A 19,259-nucleotide genomic window follows, 5' to 3' on the forward strand; every position below is an offset into this window, starting at 1 on the left:
TTTCCCAATCCCGTCCCCGACCCGGTAACCGCCATGACGCGTCTCGACCAGCTTCTCGTCACCCAGGGCCTGGCCCGCTCCCGGACCCGCGCCCAGCGGCTGATCCGTCATGGGCGGGTCGCCCTGGCCGATAGCGGCCGGGTGCTCACCAAGCCCGGCGAGAAGCTGCCGGACGATACCCGGCTGACGGTGGCGGAGGACCCCGAGGAGCGCTATGTCTCCCGGGCGGGGCTCAAGCTCGAGGCGCTGATCGAGGCGCTGGGCCTTGAACTCACCGGTAAGCTGGTGCTCGACGTGGGGCAGTCCACCGGCGGCTTCACCGACTGCGCCCTGCGCTGCGGGGCCCGCCATGTGATCGGCGTGGAGGTGGGCCACGGCCAGCTCGACCCGAGCCTACGCGACGACCCGCGGGTCAGCTGCCTGGAGGGGCTCAACGCCCGGGCCATGGCCGATGAACCCCGCCTGCGGGAGGCCCTGGCCGCCCAGGGCGCCGCGGGGCCGGATGTCGCGGTGATGGACGTCTCCTTTATCTCCCAGCGCCTGATCCTGCCCGAGATTACCGCCCTGCTGGCGCCGGGGGCCGAGCTCGCCAGCCTGGTCAAGCCGCAGTTCGAGGTGGGCCCCGGCGGCGTCAACGCCCGGGGGCTGGTCACCGACCCCGCCCGCTACCGCGAGGTGGAGGCGAAGATCCGCGCCTGCTGCGCCGAGCACGGGCTCGCGGTGCGCCACTGGCAGGAGAGCCCGCTGCTGGGCGGTGACGGCAACCGCGAGTTTCTGCTTCACGCCCTGCGCGAGGCGTAACTCGCCCCCGCCGCCGGTATTGCCCGCTCAGCGGCCGCTATCGCCGTCCCCGCCGTCACCGACGTCGATCTCCCCCGGGTCGCCGTGGCTGCCCGGCGGCGGATGCTGGCGCAGCCTGCCCTCCCCGCCTGTCTCCACCACCTTGCGGGTCTCGCCCGGGCGCTTGAGCCAGACCTCCAGCTGGTTGAAGGCGATATTGATGTCGTGCTCGGCGAACAGCTCCCCCACCCGGCAGTTGAGCTCGTCGGTGGCGAAGAGGCGATCCCCCAGGGCGTTGACGAAGACCCGCAGCTCGAAGTCCAGGGTGCTCTCCCCGTAGGCCATGAAGAAGACCTGGGGCTCGGGGTCGGCCAGCACGCGAGGATTCTCATGGGCGGCCTGGTAGAGCAGCCGATGCACCAGGGCCTGGTCGGAGCCGTAGGCGACCCGGTAGTTGAGCACCACCCGGGTGACCGTGTCGGAGAGCGACCAGTTGATCAGCTGGTCGGTGATGAAGGTCTGGTTGGGGATGATGATCTCCTTGCGGTCGAAGTCGGTCACCGTGGTGGCCCGGATACGGATCTTGCTCACCGTGCCGGTCAGGGCGCCCAGGGTGATGGTGTCGCCGATGCGCACCGGCCGCTCGAAGAGGATGATCAGCCCCGAGACGAAGTTGGCGAAGATCGCCTGGAGGCCGAAGCCCAGGCCCACGCCCAGCGCCGCCACCAGCCACTGCAGCTGACTCCAGGCCACGCCCAGGGTGGCCAGGGAGGCCACCAGGCCGCTGCCCACGATGGCATAGGAGAGCAGCGAGGTGATGGCATAGGCGCTGCCCTGCTTGAGCTCGAGCCGCGACAGTACCATCACCTCCAGCAGGCCAGGCAGGTTGCGGGCCATCATCAGGGTGAAGCCGAAGATCAACAGCGCCGTGAAGATATCGGCCACCGACAGCGTGCTGGTCACCAGCTCGCTGCCCACATCGCCCTCGGCCTCCCAGACCGGCACCCGTTCCAGGTAGCTGAGCACGACGAGCAGGTCGGCCCACACCAGGTAGAGCAGCAGCACGAAGCCCACCATCAGGATCAGCTTGGAGAGGCGCAGCGACTGCTGGTTGATCTGCTCCATGTCCAGGGGCGGCTCCTCGACCACTTCGACGCCCCCCTCGGCGCCCTCCTTGACCTCGGCTCGGCGCCTCGCCAGGGCACGCCTGAAGGCCAGCCGCCTGGCCGCCACCGCCAGGCCGCGCACCACCGCCGCCTCCACCAGGATCCACAGCCCCAGCAGGTAGAGGGTGATGGCGAAGCGCCCGACCAGGCTCAGGGCAGTATATTCATAGCCCGCCGCGATCAGCCCAAGCAGCACCAGCGGCACCGCGGCCATGGAGAGCCCCAGTACCAGGCGGAACAGGCGCACGCCGAAGAAGGGGGTGTGAGCCAGGATCAGCCGCGCCAGGGTCACGCTCATGGCGATCAGGCCCGCCACCAGCAGGCCCAGTGCCACCGGGCGCTGAGCGAGGCCGATCTCGGCGTCCCGCGCCAGGGTGGCGATCATGAGCACCGGCACCAGGGCGACACCCAGCCAGCCCACCAGGCGCCGCAGCCTGGCCACGTAGTCCGGCGACCAGTAGAAGTGCTTGGTGGCGACCCCGTCGCGCACCAGCAGGCGTCGCGCCCAGGCGATCACGCCCCAGGCCAGGGAGAGCTGCAGGACGGCCAGGCCCAGCGCGTGGGCGATGCCCTCCCCGCCCGCCGTCAGCGCAGTCCCCAGGGCCGCCAGGGTCAGCGGCCCCGGCAGCGCCAGCAGGGCGTTGAGCAGCACCGCCTGGGGAGTGTGCAGCTGGGTATCGCTGCGCAGCCGCCCGATCTGCTCATGAATCAGCGCCAGCCGCGCCTTGATGCGCCGGCGACACCACAGCAGGGCAACGGCCAGCAGCAGCAGCGGCAGGCCCGCCAGCGCCCCCGCCGACGGAAGGCGCCAGTGCACCGGCAGCACCTGGCGCCACTCGCCCTCCTGCCACTCCACGATGAGATTGGCCGGCAGCTGGCGGACCCAGGCCAGGTCCAGCGGGCGGGTGTTGGCGACCCAGAAGAGCTGCTCGTCGATGGTGTCACGCAGCTCCCGGGAGATCTCCAGCAGCTGCTGCTGGTTGAGCTGCAGCTCCACCGCCGTGCTCAGCAGACTGCCATAGCTCTGCTCCAGGCGGTCCACCAGTTCGCGGCGCGACTGATAGAGACGCTGCAGCGACTCCACCAGGGCCTCGCTGACCTCGACGCCGGCCTCCTGCAGGCGCTGGTGGGCCAGGCGCTCGCTCTGGCGAAGGGTATCCCGCTGGCGCACCAGGTCGAACTGGCGCAGGCGCAGGTCAGCGATCTCGTCCTGGAGGTCGCGCCGCGGTGCCACCTGGGGCAGCGAACGGCGCTGCTCGCGCAGGATGCGCGACAGCAGGATGGAGCCGCGGATCGCATCGATCTGCTCGTTGAGGCTACGCTGCAGCTGACGCACGTGATCGAGCTGGCTGCGCACCATCAGGCTCTCGCGCACCAGGGCATTGGTGCGGTCGTTGGCACGCAGCAGCTCCAGGCTGAGATCGCGGTTGACCTGCTGGGCGCGCTCCAGCACCGGGTGCCCGGCCTCCAGCAGCGGGTCGTCCCGGGCCGCATCGGCGATGGCCTGCTCGGAGGCCAGCCGCCGCTTGCGGTCGATGACGCTCTGCAGCAGCGTGAGTTCCGCCTCCTTGCGGGACTGGCGCTGAGTCAGCAGATCACGTCGCTGCTGGTCCAGCTCGCGCAGCCGGGTGTTGGTGCTCAGCTCGCGCTGGTGGAACAGCAGGCTGACCTCGGCCAGGCGGCGCTCCACCTGGCGCTGCCAGACCTGGGCATCATCGCCGGCGAGCCCCCGCCCCTCGAGTTCCTCCTGAGCGCGACGCGCCCGCTCCACCGCTTGCATCGCCTCGGAGATCGCCTGCTGGGAGCGCTCGGGCAGGGTCTGGGAAGCCAGCAGCTGGGCGTTGACCTCGGCGAGGCGGTCCTGCAGCCGCTGCAGTTCGATCACCACCTCCTGCTGGCGCTGCTCGAGCTCGTCCAGCGCCAGGTCGTCCAGCTCCGCTGCGGAGAGTTCCAGCGCGGCCTCCTCCTCGGCGGCAAGCTCGCGCTCCAGACGCAGCAGCTCGGCGGGCGCCTGCTCCACCCGCGCCTCCAGGGCCTCCAGGCGCTCCTCCAGCGCCTGCAGCGCTTCCAGGGCGGCGAGGGTCTCCTCCAGGGCCTCGAGCTCCCGCCGCTGGGCGGCGCTGGGGTTCTCCCCCTCCGCCGGCCTTACGGCCTCGAGACGCGCCTCCACCTCGTCGCGCTGCGGCAGATCGGCCTGGGCCCTGGCCGACTGCAGCGCGACCAGCAGCAGGGCCACAAACGCCAGCACCAGCCACCCCCACCGGCCCGCAATCCCCCTCTTCACGGGGCTTGCGCCCGCACCTCTCTCCACAGGCCACCTCATTGCCGGACGTATCTGCCAGGTTCGATTCTCTGCCCCTGGGGCAAGCATGGCAATCCTGCGGAACCAAGGTCGTGCGCTGTTGACTTGACCACCGGGCGTGGTAGAACGGCGGTCTGCATCTCTCTTCTCCCGGATCGTCCCATGACCTCGCTGACCCGCTCTGCCACCTTCGCCGGCGCCACCCTGGCCCTACTGCTGCATGCCGGCGCGCTGCAGGCGGCCGACGCCCCGGGAACGGCGCCCAGGCCCGCCAGTGCCGCCGAGCGCGTCGCCCTGGAAGCGCGCATCCAGGCGCTCAACGAGGAGCTCGAGGCGCTGCAGAGTACGCTGGCCGAGCTGCCCGCCGACGAGGAGGTAGAGCCGATCGCCCCGGACCTGCAGGCCGCCCTGGAGGCCACCGAGCGCCGTCAGCTCGAGCTCGAGTCGAGCCGCAACCCCTTTGCCATCACCACCTATCGGCGCAACTACCTCTTCCCGGCCAGCTACACGACCAACCCCAACAAGGAAGCGTTCCGCGAGATCTCCGACATCAACGGGCCCAACGATGTGGAGGTGAAGTTCCAGTTCAGTGCCAAGGTCAACCTGGCCGAGGGGCTGTTCGGCGATACCGGGGATCTCTACTTCGCCTACACCCAGCGCAGCTGGTGGCAGGCCTACAACACCGACTCCTCCTCGCCCTTCCGGGAGACCAACTACGAGCCGGAAGTCTTCATGAACTTCGACAACGCCTGGCGGGGCCTGGGCTGGACCAACGTGCGCAACCGCCTGGCGCTGAACCATCTCTCCAACGGCCGCTCCGACCCGCTCTCGCGCAGCTGGAACCGGGTCTACGTGGAGAGCATCTTCCAGCGCGGTGACTGGGCCTTCAGCCTGGCCCCCCACTGGCGCATCCCGGAGTCCAAGAGCGAGGACGACAACCCCGACATCGAGCGCTACATGGGCTACGGCGACGTCACCCTGGCCCGACGCCTGGGCGACAGCGAGCTCAGCCTGCTGTGGCGCGGCAACCCCAGCGCCGGCAACATGGGCACCCAGGTCGACTACTCCTGGCCGCTGTTCAACGGCAACATCCGCGGCCATGTGCAGTACTACTACGGCTACGGCGAGAGCATGATCGACTACGATCACCGCAATCATCGCCTCAGCCTGGGCTTCAGCCTCAATCCGTTGTTCAGCGGCGGCAGCATGACCCGCTGACCCTGACCGTACCCCTGACTCGGGACAAGCCGCCGGCGGCGTGACGGCCGGCCCCGTGACAAGCAGGCCCCTGGCTGCTATGCTGGGGCTGTCATTCACCGTCAGAGGAAGACCCGATGGCAAACCGTGCCCCCCATACCCACGAGACCACCCAGCAGCTCAAGGAGGACCTGCACCACCTCACCCAGACCATCGAGGAGCTGGTCAGCGCCACCGCCGACGACTCCCGCAGCAATATCAAGGAGCTGCGCGAGAAGGCCGAGAAGCGCCTGAAGGAGACCCGCGACCGCCTCGAGAGCCGCGGTGAGCGCCTCTACGGCGAGGCCCGCGACTCCATAGAGCATCAGATCAATGCCTGCGATCGCTACGTGCACGAGAACCCCTGGACCAGCATCGGTATCGGCGCCGCCGTGGGCGTGGTGGTCGGCATGCTGATCGGGCGTCGCTGATGCCGGAAAGCCAGGGACCGGCACAGCGACTGTTCACCGCCGCCCGGCGCCTGCTGGGCAGCCTGCTGGCCACCGGCGAGACGCGCCTGCGTCTCGCCGTCCTCGAGCTGGAGGAGGAGCGGGTACGGCTGGTGGGCCTGCTGCTAATCGTGGGACTCAGCCTCATCCTGCTGATGCTCGGCATCGGGGTGCTGACCACCCTGGTGATCGTGGCCTTCTGGGACAGCTACCGGCTCACCGCCATCGCCGCAAGCGCCTTGGTGTTGTTGGGCGGCGGCGCGCTGCTCGCCCTGCGCGCCCTGCAGCTGGCCAGGCGGCGCACCCTGCTGGTCAGCACCCTGAAGCATCTGGCCACCGACCGCGACCTGGTGGAGCGGGAGTGCCGGGAGGGACGCCATGAGCGCTGATTCCCGCAGCCGCCTGCCGGCCCGCCGCAACGTGACTGAGCCCAGCCGCGCCGCGCCCTCCCGCACCGAGCGCAAGGCGCAGCTGGAGAAGAGGATCGAGCAGCAGCGCATCGACATCCTGGTCGAGGCCAGCCGCTACCGCGAGGCGAGCCGCCCGATCGACGAGGGGTGGCAGGCGCTGATGCGCTTCAAGGCGCCGCTCTACGCCCTGGGCGGCGTGCTGCTGCTGAAGAGTGCCCGACACCCCAACTCCCTGCTGCGAGTCGCCAAGCGGCTGGCTACCGGCGCCCTGCTGCTGCGCCGGGCCCGCCGTCTGCTGCGCTGACCTTTTCCCGACGCGAGCCCCCCATCGCCATTACCCTACACGTGATCGCCGCCGCTACCCCCGCGGCACATGCCTACCGGGCGCTGTGGGAGGAGATCGCCCGGCGCCCGGCCTAGCCCTCCTGGACCTGTCGGCCGACGCCACCCTCAGAGGGCGCCGCCGCAGGCCACCCCGCTGGCCCAGGCCCACTGGAAGTTATGCCCACCCAGCTCGCCTGTCACATCGAGCACCTCGCCGATGAAGCGCAGCTGGGGCAGCCCCTCCACCGCGAAGGTCTTCGACGACACCGAGCGAGTGTCGACGCCGCCCAGGGTCACCTCGGCGGTGCGCCAGCCCTCGGTGTCGGCGGGCTTGAGTCGCCAGTCGCCGAGATGGGCCGCCCAGGCGGAAAGCTCGGCGTTGCTGCGCTCCGCCAGCACGCCGTCGCCGCCGTGCCACTCGACCAGCGCCTGCGCCAGCCGCCTCGGCAGCTGCTCGGCGAGCCAGGAGGAGAGTTGGCGCCGGGGGGTCTCCCGACGGGCGGTGCAGAGCGCCTCAAAGGCCTCCACCCCGGGCAGCAGGTCGATGGCCAGCTCGTCGCCGGGCTCCCAGTAGCTCGAGATCTGAAGCATCGCCGGCCCCGAGAGGCCGCGGTGGGTGAAGAGCATGGGCTCGCGGTAGTGACCGCGGGGCTCGCCGGCCCGCAGGGAGCGAACGGCCACCTCACAGGCGACCCCGGCCAGGGCCTCGGCCCGCGCCTTCCACTGTGAGGTCAGGGTGAAGGGTACCAGCGCCGGGCGAGTCTCGGTGACGGCGAGCCCGAACTGGCGGGCGAGGTCGAAGCCGAAGCCGGTGGCCCCCATGGTGGGAATGGAGAGCCCGCCGGTGGCCACCACCAGGGCCCCGCAGTCGATGGTCCCTGCCGAGGTCACCAGCCGCATGCCCTCGCCGTGACGTTCAACGCGCTCCACCGAGGTCTTGAGACGCAGCGCCACCCCGGCCCACTCGCACTCGGTGAGCAGCACCCGCACGATCTCCTTGGCGGAGTCGGCACAGAACAGCTGGCCCGGCGCCTTCTCCACGTACTCCACGCCGTGGCGCTCCACCAGCTCGACGAAGTGTTCCGGGCGGTAGCGCTTCAGCGCCGAGATGCAGAAATGCGGGTTGGCGGAGAAGAAGTTGGCCGGCGTGGAGGCCAGGTTGGTGAAGTTGCAGCGTCCGCCGCCGGACATCAGGATCTTGCTGCCGGCCCGCTTGGCGTGGTCGATGACCAGCACCCGCCGCCCGGCGTAGCCCGCCGTCAGTGCGCACATCAGGCCGGCGGCACCGGCACCGATAATCACCGCGTCATAGGTCATGGTCACTCTCGGCCACCTCTCAAGGGACGCGCATTCTAGCAGCCCGGCAGCGTCCTGTTGATCGACGCTACCGAGGCTGGCCATGACATGCCCGTGGCGACAGGTCCGCGTTGACCGGCCCGGGTAGACGGCCATGAATAATATGTACAATCCTTGTACACTATAGCGATGACTGTGCGTTGCGTATTGTTGCCACATTTTCCGATACGATCATTGATAGCTTGTTAAGAATTGCCAAGGAATGGCAATCGTCTCTTGCCACCCCATGAAAAGAGTCCCATGACAACAACGCCCTCCCCTCGCCTCTTTCGCACGGGCCGTCTGCTGGCGGCCGTCCTGAGCCTGGCCCTGGCCATGCCCCTTGCCGCCCAGGAGGCGACGCCAGTAATCGGCGCCCGGGTCAGCCTGGAGCCCTGGTCCGACCCGCTGGAGGCGCTGGGGACCCTGCGCGCCGACGAGAGCGTGACGCTCTCGGCCACGGTCACTGACATCGTCGCCGAGGTGAACTTCCGCGACGGCCAGGTGGTGGAGGCCGGCCAGCTGCTGATTCGCCTGGAGGATGCCGAGCAGCAGGCGCAGCTGCGCGCCGCCCAGGCCCTGCGCGACGAGCGCCGTGCCACGGTGGATCGCCTGGCCCAGTTGCAGAGCCGCAATCTGGCCCCGCGGGCCGACGTTGAGGACGCCCGGGCCAGGCTTCGCCAGGTGGAGGCGGAAATCCAGGGGCTGGAGGCGCGGCTGCGCAACTACCGGCTGCGCGCTCCCTTCGACGGCGTGGTGGGCTTTCGCAATATCAGCCTCGGCAGCCTGGTCACCCCGGGCACCGAGCTTGTGACCCTGGACAAGGTCGACGTGATGAAGCTCGACTTCAGCGTGCCCGAGGTGTTCCTGGCCCTGCTCGAGCCCGGCCTGCCCCTGACGGCGCGCAGCGTGGCCTTCCCCGACGAGCGCTTCGAGGGCCATGTGGAGAGCGTCGGCTCCCGGGTCGACCCGGTAAGCCGCAGCGTCAGCGTGCGCGCCAGGCTAGAGAACCCCGAACGGCGCCTGCGCCCCGGCATGCTGATGGAGGTCATCGTCCAGCGCAGCCCGCGGGAGGCCGTGGTGGTGCCGGAGAGCGTGCTGGTTCCCAGTGGCGATCGCCAGTACGTCCTGGTGATCGACGAGGATGACCAGAATCGCGTCGAGCGCCGGGAGGTGAAGGTGGGCGAGCGGCGCACCGGTCAAGTGGAGATCCTCGAGGGCATCGAGGCGGAAGAGCTGCTGGTGGCCCATGGCGTCCAGCGCGTGCAGGCGGGGGATCGCGTGAGCCTGCTGGGCATCGCCGACGACACCACCACGGTGCGCGAGATCCTCGAGGCGAACCGCAGGAAGCGTGACTGATGCGTCTCTCCGATCTTTCCGTCCAGCGCCCGGTGCTGGCCACGGTGCTGGCGCTGCTGATCGTGGCCTTCGGCCTGCTGGCCATGCAGCGCCTGCCGCTGCAGGAGTACCCCTCCATCGATCCGCCGGTGGTCAGCATCGATACCCGCTATCCCGGAGCCTCGGCCAGCGTGGTGGAGACCCGCATCACCCAGCCCCTGGAGGATCGCATCGCCGGGGTCGAGGGCATCGAGCTGATCACCTCCTCAAGCGAGGATGGCCGCTCGCGGATCAACATCGAATTCCGCCTCGACATGGACATCGATGCCGCGGCCAACGACATCCGCGACCGCATCTCCGGGGCCTTGCGCAACCTGCCCGACGAGGCCGACCCGCCCGAGGTGCAGAAGGCCGACTCGAGCGAGGAGGTGATCCTGTGGCTCTCCTTGACCGGCGACGGCTACACCATTCCGGAGCTGACCGACTATGCCGACCGCTACCTGGTAGACGGCTTCTCGGTGCAGCCCGGGGTGGCCCGGGTGCGCATCGGCGGCGGTCGCGAGTACGCCATGCGGGTGTGGATCGACCGCAACGCCCTGGCCGCTCGCAACCTCACGGTGAGCGATGTGGAGAGCGCCCTGCGCGCCGAGAACGTCGAGCTCCCGGCCGGCTCCATCGAGTCCCGAGAGCGTCAGTTCATCGTGCGTTTGCCGCGCAGCTTCAACCAGCCGGATGACTTCGAGCGCCTGGCGCTGACCCAGGGCGCCGACGGCTACCTGGTGCGGCTGGGCGACGTCGCTCGGGTGGAGATCGGCTCGGTGGAGGACCGCTCGGTGTTCCGCGCCAACGGCGTGCCCATGGTGGGCCTGGGGATCCTCAAGCAGTCCACCGCCAACGTGCTGGAGGTCTCCCAGGGCGTGCAGGCGGAGCTCGAGCGGGTTCAGGCGAGCCTGCCGGTAGGCATGTCGCTCTCCCTTAACTACGACGCCTCGGTGTTCGTGGCCGGCGCCATCGAGCAGGTGGTGATGACCCTGTTCATCGCCATGGGGCTGGTAGTGGTGGTGATCTTTCTGTTCCTCGGCAACGTGCGCACCACCCTGATCCCGGCGGTCACGGTGCCGGTGGCGATCATCGGGGCCTTCATGGCCCTGGCCCTGATGGGCTTCTCCATCAACCTGCTGACCCTGCTGGCGCTGGTGCTGGCCATCGGGCTGATCGTCGACGACGCCATCGTGGTGCTGGAGAACATCCACCGCCGCATGCACGACTACGGGGAGTCGCCGCTGGTGGCCGCCTTCAAGGGCACCCGGCAGATCGCCTTCGCGGTGATCGCCACCACCCTGGTGCTGATCGCGGTGTTCGTGCCCCTGGCCTTCCTGCAGGGCAACGTGGGCCGCCTCTTCTCCGAGTTCGCCCTGACCATGGCCGCAGCGGTGGCCATCTCCAGCGTGCTGGCGCTATCGCTGACCCCGATGATGGCCTCCAAGATCCTCAAACCGGCCCAGGATGACAGCCGTGTCGCCCGGGCCGTGCAGTGGCTGCTGGAGCTGACCCAGCGCCTCTACCGCACCCTGCTGGAGTGGGTGCTCAAGGCGCGCCTGGCGGTGCTGGCGGTCTTCGTGGGGCTGATCGCCGCCACCGTGTGGCTGGCCGACCTGCTGCCCAGCGAGTACACCCCTCAGGAGGATCGCGGCAGCTTCATCATCCTGGTCAACGGCCCCGAGGGCGCCACCTTCGACTACATCATGGACTACATGAACGAGATCGAGGCGCGCCTGGAGCCCATGGTGGAGAGCGGCGACATGGAGCGGGTGGTGATCCGTGCGCCACGCGGCTTCGGTAATATCGAGAACTTCAACAACGGCTTCGGCATCATCGGCCTGGCCGACTGGGGTAGCCGCCGCGACGCCTGGGCAATCATGGACGACGTGCGTCGAGAACTCGCCGGGCTGCCGGGCGTCCAGGCCTTTCCGGTGATGCGCCAGGGCTTCGGCCAGCGCATCGCCAAGCCGGTGGAGTTCGTGCTGGGCGGCGGCACCTACGAGGAGCTTGCCGAGTGGCGCGACACCCTGATGGCCCATATCCGCGAGGACAACCCGCGGCTGATCGGCCTGGACAGCAACTACCGGGAGACTCAGCCCCAGCTGCGGGTGGACATCGACTACGAGCGGGCCGCCTCGCTCGGGGTCACGGTCACCGAGATCGGCCGCACCCTGGAGGTGCTGCTCGGCGGGCGCAACGTCACCCGCTACCTGGACAACGGCCAGGAGTATGACGTCATCGTCGAGGGCGACCGCGCCAGCCAGGCGAGCCCGCGGGCGCTGGACAACATCCAGGTGCGCTCGGCGCGCACCGGTGAGCTGATCCCCCTGGCCAGCCTGGTGACCCTCACCGACTTCGCCGGCGCCAGCACCCTCAACCGCTTCAACCGCATTCGCTCGATCACCATCGAGGCCAACCTGGCCGACGGCTACTCCCTGGGCGAGGCGCTGGAGTACCTGGAGGCGGCCGCGGCCGAGCTGCTGCCGCCCCAGGCCCAGAGCGACGTCAGCGGCGCCTCCCGGGACTTCCAGCAGGCCAGCGGCGCCACCACTTTCCTGCTGATCCTTGGCGCCCTGGTGGTGTTCCTGGTGCTGGCGGCGCAGTTCGAGAGCTTCGTGCACCCCTTCGTGATCATGCTCACCGTGCCCCTGGCCATGAGCGGCGCCATGCTGGGGCTCTATGTCACCGGCCAGTCGCTCAACATCTACAGCCAGGTGGGGCTGGTGATGCTGATCGGACTCGCCGCCAAGAACGGCATCCTGATCGTGGAGTTCGCCAACCAGCTGCGCGACCAGGGGCTGGCCTTCCGCGACGCCCTGGTGGATGCCGCCGTCACCCGCCTGCGGCCGATCCTGATGACCGCGGTGACCACCATGGCCGGCTCCATCCCGCTGATCGTGGGCAGCGGTGCCGGCTCCGAGTCGCGCATGGTGATCGGCACGGTGATCCTCTCCGGGGTCGCCGCCGCCACCCTCTTCACCCTCTTCGTGGTGCCGGTGGCCTACGACCTGCTAGCCCGTCATACCGGCTCCCCGGGCGACGTCAAGCGACGCCTGGAGGAGGAGATGGAGGCCAGCCGGTCCCAGCCGTAGGCCGCGGAACCGAGGGCCAGACGCGAACAGGGCCACCCCACGGGGTGGCCCTGTTCGTTCGAGGCGAGGCGGGTTCAGCAGTCGCCGAGACGCTCGCCCTCGACCACGGTGTTCATCTGCATCTCGCCCATGGAGGAGTGCACCGTCACGTTGACGTTGCCCTCGACGCGTTCGCCGAGGAAATCCATGCGGCCGTCGATCTGCGCCTCGCCCTCGTCGGCGTGGCAGACCATGCGGTAGTCGATACCATCCGCGGAGACATTGTGCTCGACGAGTTCGCAGCCCTCCTCCACCTCGAGGAACTGGAAGTCGGAATCGGTCAGATCGCCCTGGGCGATGCACTCCTGATGGGTCTCGGTCTGGTCGGGAATCGGCACCTCGCCGGTCACCGAAGTGGTGTTGGTGAACTCCCAGAGCCCCGGGGCGATGTTGGGGGTCTCGGCCACGGCGGCCAGCGGCAGGGCCAGCAGGGCGGCGGCAAGCAGGGAACGTAACGGCATGGGGTCTCTCCCGGTCTGTGAATGGCATGCCTCTCCTTCGGCATGCCGCCAGCTTACCCCGATCGACCGAGCATGCCCAATGCCGGCTAGCGCAAGGCGTTGCCGCGTCACTGCCCCTCGAGCCGGGAGGCCGACAGGTGTCGCGCCCCTACAGCCTCTCCGACAGGGTCGATGGCTCCCGTTTCCCCGTAGGGAAGGCCTGATCATGAACCTGACTCAGGAACTCCACCTGCGTACGCGGCCCCGCCTACGCCAGGAACCGCTACGACGAGAAGATGGCTCAGGTCCGCATGGCGCGCTGCAGCTCGCGCAGGTGTGGCGCCAGGTCTTCTGCCAGGGCGGCGACCGCGGGCCGGGCATGGAAGAAGCCCTGCTGGCGGGTGATCCCGGCGCGGGCCAGCCATAGCGACTCCTCCCGGGTCTCCACCCCTTCGGCGATCACCTCGAGGCTCAGCTCCCTGGCCAGGCCGTGCACCGCCCGCAGCAGCGCCTGACGGCGACGGTCCTGGTCGCAGCCCATCACCAGCTGACGATCGATCTTGAGCTTGTCCGGCTCGAGTTCGGTGAGCAGGTCCAGGTTGGCGTAGCCGTTGCCGAAGTCATCCAGCGCCGTGGTGAAGCCCATCTCGCGATAGCTGTCGATGATCCGCTTGAGATGGCCCTGGTCGGTCACCCGCTCGGTCTCGGTGAACTCGAAGACGAGCCTGTCGGTGGGCCAGCCCACCCGACGGGAGACATCCAGCGTCGCCTGGATGCACGCCTCGGGCTCATAGACGGCGTTGGGCAGGAAGTTGATGGAGAGCCGCTCCTGCATGCCGAGGGCGCTGGCCATCTCGATCGCCCTGACCCGGCAGGCCTGGTCGAAGCGGTAGAGCAGCTCGTCGGTGACCTGGGAGAGCACGCTCCAGGCCGATTCGCCATTCGGCCCGCGCACCAGGGCCTCGTAGGTGGTGATCCGGGCGGAGGCCAGGTCAACGATGGGCTGGAAGGCCATGGTGAACTCGAAGGGCAGCTCGCCCTCACAGCGACCGCAGTGGTCCGCTACCCGCGCACAGTGCGTCATCTTTCCCCCGCTGGAATCTTGTCCCTCGGCGCCTGGTGTCCTCTCGGCCCGAGTGGTCGTTGTGTCGTCATCATTCAACCCTGCCACGCTCGATGATGAAACGCGACAGGGCCTCCAGCGGCATCGGCTTGGCCAGCAGGTACCCCTGGAAGAGATCGCAGCCCCAGGCCTCCAGCTGACGCTGCTGGTCCTCGGTCTCGACCCCCTCGGCCACCACGCGAAGCCCCAGGTGGCCGGCCATCGAGATCATGCCCTGCACGATGGCGGCATCATGGGGGTTGGTGGTGACCTCGTGGATGAAGCTGCGATCGATCTTGACCTTGCTGATCGGCAGGTGCCGGAGATAGCTGAGGCTGGAGTAGCCGGTACCGAAGTCGTCGATGGAGACATCGATATGCATGCCGCGCAGCGCATGCAGGATATCGATGGCCGACTCGGTGTTGTCCATGAGGATGCCCTCGGTCAGCTCCAGCTCGAGCTGCTCCGCGGGCAGCCCCGTCTGCTGAAGCACCTGGCGCAGATTGGCCAGGAAGCTGGGGCGATGGAACTGCAGCGGCGACAGGTTGACCGACACCTTCACCCTGCCGACGCCCTGCTGCCCCAGGGCGACCATGTCCGCACAGGCGCGCTCCAGCACCCAGCGACTGAGCGGCATGATCTGTCCGGTGGATTCCGCCAGCGGGATGAACACCTCGGGGGAGACATAGCCGCGTTCCGGGTGGGGCCAGCGCAGCAGCGCCTCGACGCCGGCCAGGGTCCCATCGCGAGCGATCAGCGGTTGGTAGTGCAGCTCCATCCTGCCGGAGACGATGGCCTCCTGCAGGTCGTTGCGCAGCCGGACCCGCTCGCCCAACTGCTCGGTGATCTCGCCGGTGTGCCAGTGGTAGGCGTTGCGCCCCTGCTGCTTGGCCTTGTACATGGCCATGTCGGCCTGCTGGATCAGCTCGCGCGGCTCCGTCATGGCGGGGTCGCTCAGGGCGATGCCGATGCTGCAGGTCAGGTAGAGCTCATGGCCGTCGATCAGGTAGGGGCGCGCGATCTCCATCATCAGGCGTTCCACCAGGGCCAGCACCTGCTCCTCCCGGAGGATGTCGGTCATCAGCAGCACGAACTCGTCACCGCCCAGGCGCGCCAGGGTATCGCCGGGCCGCACCGAGGCCTGCAGACGCCGGGCCACCTCGCGCAGGACATCGTCGCCCACCGCGTGGCCCAGGGTGTCGTTGATCGGCTTGAAGTCGTCGAGGTCCACGAACAGCACCGCCAGACGCTCCTGGCGACGGATCGCGAGCGCCACATCGTGCTCGAGGCGGTCCTCGAAGAGGCTGCGATTGGCCAGCCCCGTCAGGGCATCGTGGCTCGCATGGTGGGCCAGCCGGGATTCATAGGTCTTCTGCGCAGAGACATCGTTCTGCATCCCCACGTAGTGGGTGATGCTCCCCTGGGCATCGCGCACCGGGGCGACGTAGAGATCGTTCCAGAACGGCGTGCCGTCCTTGCGATAGTTGAGCAGGGTGACGTGCACCTCCTCTCCCCGCGCCAGCTGCTGCCGAATGGACGCCGCCGCGGCGGGATCGGTCTCGGCCCCCTGCAGGAAGCGGCAGTTGCGTCCCAGCACCTCCTCCTTGGCGTAGCCGGTCATGCGCACGAAGGCCGGGTTGACGTAGATGATGGGCACATCGGGCCGACTGGCGTCGGCGATCACCACCCCGTTGATGCTGCCTTCGACGCTGCGCTCCAGCAGCCGCAGGGTGCGCCGGCTCTGGTGGCGCTCCACCGCCAGGGCGGCCAGGTCGGCGGCCTTGTCGAGCAGCAGGCGGGCCGCGGCGTCGGGCGCCTGGGGCCGCGGCAGGTAGGTCCCGAAGGTACCGAGCACCCGGCCATCGCTGCCCAGGATGGGGACCGACCAGCAGGCAAGCAGGCCATGGGCCAGCGCCACCTCCCGGTAGCCGCGCCAGCGGGGGTCTTCGGCCAGGTCCTCGCAGATCACGGTATCGCCGAGATAGGCGGCACTGCCGCAGGCGCCGACGCCCGCCTCGATCCCGAGGGTCATCACCGCGTCCCGGTAGGCAGGGGGCAGGCGCTCACCGCCCGCGAGCTCCAGGGCCGTGCCCTCCTCGTTGACCAGCATGATCGAGCAGAGCGCCCCCGGCACCTGCTGCTCCAGCATGCGGCAGATGGCTTCCAGGGTCTCCTCCAGCGGCTCCTCCCGGACGATGCGGGCCTGCACGGCCTGCTGTGCCTCGAGCTGCTGGCGCACCTCGCCCAGGGCTCGGGTGCGGCCGAGCAGCTGGCCGGCCAGCGCCAGGCTGAACACCAGCATGCCGCTCAGCACCAGTCCACCGCCGGCGACCCCAACCGGCATCAGGGCGGTGAGCAGCCAGTCGTGCTGGGCACCCGGGTAGGCCTCGAGGGTCAGCTTGGCGCCTCCGGGAAGGCCGATATGGCGCCGGTGCAGCAGATGGTTGACGAAGACGCCCTCGGGATCACTGGCGATGCCCGGCCGGCGCAGCTCCAGCAGCGTGGCCCCATGGCGCTGGATCACGACGCGGTAGAGCCCGAGCTGCTGGCGCAGCTCATCGGCCAGCAGCTCAGGGAGATCGAACAGGCTCAGCAGCAGCCGCTCACCGGCGGGCACGTCGATAGCCATCAGCGCCAGCCCCGGCTGCTCGGGCTCGGAGAGCATCAGGCGCGGCTGGCCAAGGTCGACGCCCAGCCAGTCCCGCACCGGGGCCAGCGCCAGCGTTGCGGCCAGCCGCTCCTCGCTGACGGGGTCGTCCCCGCCAAGCCACTCCCAGCCGGACTCCGGGTGATAGAGGCCGACCGCCTTGAGGCTCGAGGCATCCTGCAGGTAGCTCTGCAGGTCACTCGCGAGCACCGCCGCGTCGAGCTCTCCCTCCGCGGCATCCAGGCGGTCGGCCATGCGCCGCATCAGGGTCAAGCGAGACACCATCACCTGCTCGGCATTGAGCTGGATGTTGTCCAGCAGGTAGTCGGCCTGGCGGTGGAGGGTCTCCTCCTGCTGCCAGCTCAGCATGAACCAGGCCAGGCTGCTGAGGAGGATCCCCGCCAGCCCGGTCGTCACCGCCAGGCGCCCCAGCTGCAGCGGGCGATCGCCGCGCAGCCCGGCCAGCCCCATCCCCAGGCCGAGCAGCCCCGTCACCGCCAGCGCCGAGAGCAGCTGGGCACTGAAGCGAGACAGTAGCCAGGGGCGCAACGAGGGAACGATCGCCAGCAGGGCAACCACTCCGCCCCCCGCCAGGAGCCCTCCCCAGGCGATCCAGACCCAGCGGCAGCGCCCGCCAGGCCTGCCCACCAGCAGGCAGAGCGCCACCGGCAGCAGCAGCAGGGCCGGCAGCAGCTCCAGGCGCGGCCCGATGCCGGCCGGCATGAACCCCCGCGGAACCAGCAGCGCCTGGGCGAGGGTATGCAGCAGCAGGACCCCCAGCAGCCCACCGGCCAGCAGGCGAGCGCCAGCCCAGCCGGCCAACAGGGCCAGCAGGCCCACGCCCCCCAGCACCAGCACCAAGAAGGCATCCGCCACCAGCAGCAGATGCAGCGGGGAGTAGACCAGCTCCAGCCAGGCCAGCAGCAGCCCGTTGATGCCGACGATGATGAAGGTGGCCGCCATCAGCAGGAGCAGGCTGTCCATCATCAGCTGGCGGGTGGTCGTGGGCATGAACCCTCCTTGGATTCGCGAACAACGCGCCGGCAACTCCACCGCGCGGTCAACCAGGGAAATCAGGTGATCATTCTGGCGAATATGCGCCTAACAGGGTAGCCCACTTCGCGCAGTGACGTATCCTGGATCAAGCCGCCTTTCGCGTTCGAGCGCGCGGCGGACCAGACTGGCAGGGTGGTGGCAGGAGGCCCCAGGGAGAGCTCAGGGAGGGAACAGGGGGGCCTCGCGCCCCGGCGCGGCGTCAGCCAGCGCGTCCGGACACCAGGGCCAGAAATGGAAGAAGCCGCTGATGGCTCAGCGGCTTCTTCGATATTCTGTGGCGGAGGAGGAGTCCGTATACTACTGATCCCGTGAAATGCAGAGAAGGTTAGCATCTCACTGATATTTTATTGCCGGATTAATAACGCTATGCATTAAAGCGAGAGCTGTCATTAGCTGTATAGATATTTTACATTTGATCCCGCTAGCGCACGTTTCCCCACTCACCAGGCCTTCAGGCGGTAAAATCGTCATGATACAGCGTAAAACAGTGTATGTAACCGGCGGTGCCCAAGGGATTGGTTTGGGCATCGCGGACGACCTACTCTCCCACGGTCACCAGGTGGCCATCGTCGATATCGATGCAGAAGCGCTGCGCGCTGCGGCGCAGCGGTTGAAACAGTACGACCAGTTATTGGTTCTGGAAGCTGACGTCAGCCAAGAGGAACACATTGCCCGCACGCTTGAACGTACCATGCAACACTTTGGCAGGCTGGATGGCATCGTCCATAACGCAGGCATCGCCGACCCGTTTCATGGCACGATCGAACAGCTGCCACTGGAAACCTGGCAAGCCTACTTGAATACCAACCTCACCGGCGCGTTCCTGTGCGCCAAGCATGGGGCGGCGCATTTGCGGCCTCATGGAGGCAGTATCGTGCTGATGGCCTCGTCCCGGGCCCTGCAATCCGAGCCCGACACCGAAGCGTATGCGGCCAGCAAAGGCGGCATCGTGGCCCTCACCCATGCGCTTGCCGTGAGCCTTGGCCCGGACATCCGCGTCAACGCCATCAGCCCAGGCTGGATCGAAGTAGGCGACTGGCAAAAGCCCAGCCGCCAGCAGCCGGTGGAGCACCGCGCCATCGATCGTGACCAGCATCCGGTGGGACGCGTGGGCACGCCCCAAGACATCTCTGCCCTGACGCGCTTTCTGCTGTCCGACGAGGCCGGGTTCATCACCGGTCAGAATATCGTGGCCGACGGCGGCATGACCCGTAAAATGATCTACGCCGAGTAGCGACCCGCTCATACCAAAAAAGGCCATCCGAAGATGGCCTTTGCGGGTGACGAAAGGCGGCCCCAGAATACCATCCGCTATCTTCGTTTTCAGGCCGGCCTCATGAATAAGCCGGGTTTAGGGAAAGCTAGGGAGCAGGTGTGGGTCAAAGTGTGGATCAAAAATATTCAAGATCGGGTAGGGGCCGGGGTCACCCCCGGCGCCCTCCCACACCACCGTACGTACGGTTCCGTATACGGCGGTTCCTGTCATCCACTATTGGACTGA

Annotated in this window: 13 protein-coding genes; 8 read left to right on the forward strand and 5 right to left on the reverse strand. The window is 68.5% G+C overall.

The features are described from left to right. Window positions 1-33: 33 nt before the first annotated feature. A complete protein-coding gene (locus tag DER72_RS09830; protein WP_110069816.1) occupies window positions 34-801 on the forward strand; it encodes a TlyA family RNA methyltransferase in 768 nt (255 codons plus the stop codon). Between the two features lie 27 nt (window positions 802-828). On the opposite strand, the gene mscK is transcribed toward DER72_RS09830, so the two are convergent. Continuing rightward, entirely contained in the window at window positions 829-4,194 is a 3,366-nt protein-coding gene (mscK, locus tag DER72_RS09835) for a mechanosensitive channel MscK (protein WP_375153271.1), read from the reverse strand. A gap of 216 nt (window positions 4,195-4,410) precedes the next feature. Here mscK and DER72_RS09840 point away from each other — a divergent pair, with 216 nt between their 5' ends. The 4 genes from DER72_RS09840 (at window position 4,411) to DER72_RS09855 (ending at window position 6,647) form a co-directional block, all read left to right on the forward strand. Beyond that, entirely contained in the window at window positions 4,411-5,466 is a 1,056-nt protein-coding gene (locus DER72_RS09840) for a phospholipase A (RefSeq protein WP_110069818.1), read from the forward strand. 116 nt (window positions 5,467-5,582) lie between these two features. Beyond that, on the forward strand, window positions 5,583-5,915 hold the full coding sequence (locus DER72_RS09845) for a YqjD family protein (protein ID WP_110069819.1): 333 nt from the start codon (window positions 5,583-5,585) through the stop codon (window positions 5,913-5,915). Beyond that, window positions 5,915-6,322, forward strand: a complete 408-nt coding sequence (locus DER72_RS09850) for a phage holin family protein (protein WP_110069820.1) — start codon at window positions 5,915-5,917, stop codon at window positions 6,320-6,322. The genes DER72_RS09845 and DER72_RS09850 overlap by 1 nt, the downstream gene beginning before the upstream one ends. Beyond that, a complete protein-coding gene (locus tag DER72_RS09855) occupies window positions 6,312-6,647 on the forward strand; it encodes a YqjK-like family protein (protein ID WP_110069821.1) in 336 nt (111 codons plus the stop codon). Before DER72_RS09850 ends, DER72_RS09855 begins: the two co-directional genes overlap by 11 nt. A gap of 146 nt (window positions 6,648-6,793) precedes the next feature. On the opposite strand, the gene DER72_RS09860 is transcribed toward DER72_RS09855, so the two are convergent. After that, window positions 6,794-7,984, reverse strand: a complete 1,191-nt coding sequence (locus tag DER72_RS09860) for an NAD(P)/FAD-dependent oxidoreductase (RefSeq protein WP_110069822.1) — start codon at window positions 7,982-7,984, stop codon at window positions 6,794-6,796. Window positions 7,985-8,263: 279 nt separating this feature from the next. Here DER72_RS09860 and DER72_RS09865 point away from each other — a divergent pair, with 279 nt between their 5' ends. Both DER72_RS09865 and DER72_RS09870 read left to right on the forward strand, forming a co-directional pair. Continuing rightward, on the forward strand, window positions 8,264-9,361 hold the full coding sequence (locus tag DER72_RS09865; protein ID WP_110069823.1) for an efflux RND transporter periplasmic adaptor subunit: 1,098 nt from the start codon (window positions 8,264-8,266) through the stop codon (window positions 9,359-9,361). Next, on the forward strand, window positions 9,361-12,474 hold the full coding sequence (locus tag DER72_RS09870; protein ID WP_110069824.1) for an efflux RND transporter permease subunit: 3,114 nt from the start codon (window positions 9,361-9,363) through the stop codon (window positions 12,472-12,474). The genes DER72_RS09865 and DER72_RS09870 overlap by 1 nt, the downstream gene beginning before the upstream one ends. Window positions 12,475-12,548: 74 nt before the next feature. On the opposite strand, the gene DER72_RS09875 is transcribed toward DER72_RS09870, so the two are convergent. The 3 genes from DER72_RS09875 to DER72_RS09885 form a co-directional block, all read right to left on the reverse strand. Then, window positions 12,549-12,974, reverse strand: coding sequence for a DUF3617 family protein (locus DER72_RS09875; RefSeq protein ID WP_110069825.1), 426 nt, complete (start codon window positions 12,972-12,974; stop codon window positions 12,549-12,551). Window positions 12,975-13,254: 280 nt separating this feature from the next. Then, window positions 13,255-14,037: an EAL domain-containing protein gene (locus DER72_RS09880; RefSeq protein WP_110069826.1), complete on the reverse strand. Its 783-nt coding sequence runs from the start codon at window positions 14,035-14,037 to the stop codon at window positions 13,255-13,257. Window positions 14,038-14,107: 70 nt separating this feature from the next. After that, window positions 14,108-17,713 (reverse strand): bifunctional diguanylate cyclase/phosphodiesterase, encoded by a 3,606-nt coding sequence (locus tag DER72_RS09885; RefSeq protein ID WP_258306263.1) that lies wholly within the window; start codon window positions 17,711-17,713, stop codon window positions 14,108-14,110. Between the two features lie 514 nt (window positions 17,714-18,227). Here DER72_RS09885 and DER72_RS09890 point away from each other — a divergent pair. After that, window positions 18,228-18,992 (forward strand): SDR family oxidoreductase, encoded by a 765-nt coding sequence (locus DER72_RS09890; RefSeq protein WP_110069827.1) that lies wholly within the window; start codon window positions 18,228-18,230, stop codon window positions 18,990-18,992. The last annotated feature ends 267 nt before the right edge of the window (window positions 18,993-19,259 follow it).

The sequence above is a fragment of the Halomonas sp. A11-A genome, assembly GCF_003182195.1.
Lineage (GTDB): Bacteria > Pseudomonadota > Gammaproteobacteria > Pseudomonadales > Halomonadaceae > Halomonas > Halomonas alkalicola.